Below are 2,721 nucleotides of genomic sequence, written 5' to 3' on the forward strand. Positions count from 1 at the left end.
GTATATAATATAAGTTGAGGTGATTATAATGACAAATTTTAGGGCTGAAGATATTTTAAAATCTACGCCAGAATATGAAGCTTACAGCGAAAATGAAGCTAAGCTAACAGTTGCCGAATTAAGAGATTATGGTCTATTAAAATGTGGGGGTTGCTGCAGTACTAAGGGTGGAAAATCATCATGTGGCTGTGCAAGCAAAAGAAAATAATTTATTAGACTTTTATTTAAGATACAAAAAGTAAATACTTTTTAAATTTAAACATAGCGTAGGAGGGATTAGGTGTGAGGAAACCTAGCATATTCAGCAGGGATTATGAGAAAAAAATGAGAAAAAGAAGAAGAAATATTATTGCTTTGTCAATACTAGGTTTAGTTGTTGTTGGAATATTATTTATGAAGCTTGCTATGAATAACATAAATATGGAGTCTTTAAAATCAAAAGTTCAAAATTGGATTGATGAAGAAGAATATACTGACAATGATAATAATGAAGAATTAAATGACGATATTCAAAATGATGTTGTTGAAGAAGCACCTAAGGAACCTGAAGCTAAAACTATTGATCTTAAATTAAAAGAAGGGGTTACCTTAAAGGCTGAGTATGAAGAAGTTGAAGGTAAGATTAAGTTTAAGGGGATAAAAGATATACCTTCCAATATTTATTACTCAATTAATCCAAATAAAAATCTAATTTTAACTATAGATGAAATTCAAGAAATGAAAGTCTTCAATGTTGAAGGTAAAGAAGCAAGCATAACTAAGGATAAGTATGTGGCTCCAAATGGAGAAATATTTAATAAAGAAACTACTCTTCAAACATATAGTGGATATATATGGAATGTAGAAGCTAAATTTATTTCTGATACAAAAGTTGCTTATATAACTAATCTTCCTTACTTTGGAACTGATTTAAATAAATATATATGGGTTGTTGACTTAAATGATAATAGTCATAAAACTCTATGGAACTCAAAGGGAAAAGATATTAAATTTGGTGAAATTAAAGAAAAAGGATTAGAAGCAACAATAGATGGAAATATTAAATATGTTAACTCTAATGGTGATTTGATAAATTAAGAAAACTTATATAAACAAATATTTGAAAGTAATTAATGTTATATGGTATAATAACGTAGTTATATCAAATATGATAGTATCTTACTATTTTAGGAGGAAAGAATACGATGGAAGCTAAAATGGAAAAAATAGAGAAAAATATTGTTAAGTTCGAAATAACAGTTGAGGCTAATAAGTTTCAAGATGCTATAAAGAGAGCTTATAATAAAAATGTTAAAACTTTTAATGTACCTGGATTCAGAAAAGGTAAAGTGCCTATGGCTATAGTGAAAAAATACTATGGAGTAGGAGTATTAATGGAAGATGCAGTAAACTTTGCTATTGAAGGATCATACTCAAAGGTGCTTGAAGAAAATAACATAACTCCTGTTGATTATCCAAACATAGATATAGTAACTGCTGAAGAAGGTAAAGATTTTGTTTATACTGCAGAAGTTACAGTTTATCCAGAAGTTGAATTAGGAGAATATAAAGGACTAAAAGTTGAAAAGCCATCTTATGAAGTAACAGAAGAAGAAGTAAACTTAAAGTTAAAAGAAATGCAAGAAAAGAATGCTAGAATTGAAACTAAAGAAGATGGAGAAGTAGCTACTGGAGATACAGCAGTAATAGATTTCAAAGGATTTATTGATGATGTAGCTTTCGAAGGCGGTGAAGGGAAAGACTATTCACTTGAAATAGGATCAGGTACTTTCATAGATAATTTTGAAGATCAATTAGTTGGAGCAAAAGCTGGAGATAAGGTTGAAGTAAATGTTACTTTCCCTGAAAACTACGGCAAAGAAGAATTAAATAATAAGAAAGCTAAGTTTGAAGTTTTAGTAAAAGAAATAAAGGTGAAAGAATTACCAGAAATAGATGATGAATTTGCTACAGAAACTTCAGAATTCGAAACATTAGCTGATTTAAAAGCTGATATAACTAAGAAATTAGAAATAGCGAATGCTGAAAGAGCTGATAGAGAATTTGAAGAAGCAGTTCTTAAGGCTGTAACTGAAAATGCTAAAGTTGAAATACCAGCTGTTATGGTAGAAAAAGAAATAGATTCTATGGTTAAAAACTTAGAACAAAGACTTCAATATCAAGGTTTAACTTTAGATCAATACTTTGAATTAACTGGAACAGATGCTGCTAAGATGAGAGACTATATGAAGGAAAATGCAGAAGTTAAGGTTAAGACTGACTTAGTATTAGAAGCTATAGAAAAGGCTGAAAATATAGAAGCAACTGAAGAAGAAATAAAAGAAAAAGCTGTAGAAGTTGCAAAGATGTACTCAGCTGGTGAAGACGAAAAAATGATTGAGTTATTAATAAACGGTCAAGGAGCAGCTTTAGCTTCAGACGTTAAAGTTCAAAAAACTGTTAATTTCTTATTAGAAAACAATAAATAGTTTTTAAAAAATAATAAATAGTAGATTTAAGTAATTGTCAGAATTTATTTCTGGCAATTCTTTCTAATATCCATTAACAAATTAAATAAAATTTTATATAATTAGTTTTTTATTAATATGGATATAATAAAAGAAGGTAATTTAAGAGAAGGAGGGAATGAAATGAGTTTAGTTCCTATGGTAGTAGAACAAACAAGTAGGGGAGAAAGATCTTACGATATTTTTTCAAGATTATTAAAAGATAGAATAATAA

At 28.7% G+C, this 2,721-nt stretch carries 3 protein-coding genes and 1 pseudogene; all 4 read left to right on the plus strand.

The window, feature by feature from the left end; all coding sequences use genetic code 11:
* Positions 1-28 precede the first annotated feature (28 nt).
* Positions 29-208: a hypothetical protein gene (locus E6248_RS15150; RefSeq protein ID WP_316341605.1), complete on the plus strand. Its 180-nt coding sequence runs from the start codon at positions 29-31 to the stop codon at positions 206-208.
* A 74-nt stretch (positions 209-282) separates the two neighbouring features.
* Positions 283-1,077: a hypothetical protein gene (locus E6248_RS15155; protein WP_316341606.1), complete on the plus strand. Its 795-nt coding sequence runs from the start codon at positions 283-285 to the stop codon at positions 1,075-1,077.
* Between the two features lie 107 nt (positions 1,078-1,184).
* Positions 1,185-2,468 (plus strand): trigger factor, encoded by a 1,284-nt coding sequence (gene tig / locus E6248_RS15160; protein WP_316341607.1) that lies wholly within the window; start codon positions 1,185-1,187, stop codon positions 2,466-2,468.
* A gap of 162 nt (positions 2,469-2,630) precedes the next feature.
* Positions 2,631-2,721, plus strand: a pseudogene (locus E6248_RS15165) (ATP-dependent Clp protease proteolytic subunit); the annotation flags it as partial.

Origin of the sequence: Clostridium sp. (assembly GCF_032552055.1) — a bacterium.
In the GTDB taxonomy this organism is placed as follows: Bacteria; Bacillota; Clostridia; order Clostridiales; family Clostridiaceae; genus Clostridium.

Coding starts and splice junctions, on each gene's coding strand:
- E6248_RS15150 (WP_316341605.1), top strand. CDS start 29: ATGACAAATTTTAGGGCTGAAGATATTTTAAAATCTACGCCAGAATAT.
- tig (WP_316341607.1), top strand. CDS start 1,185: ATGGAAGCTAAAATGGAAAAAATAGAGAAAAATATTGTTAAGTTCGAA.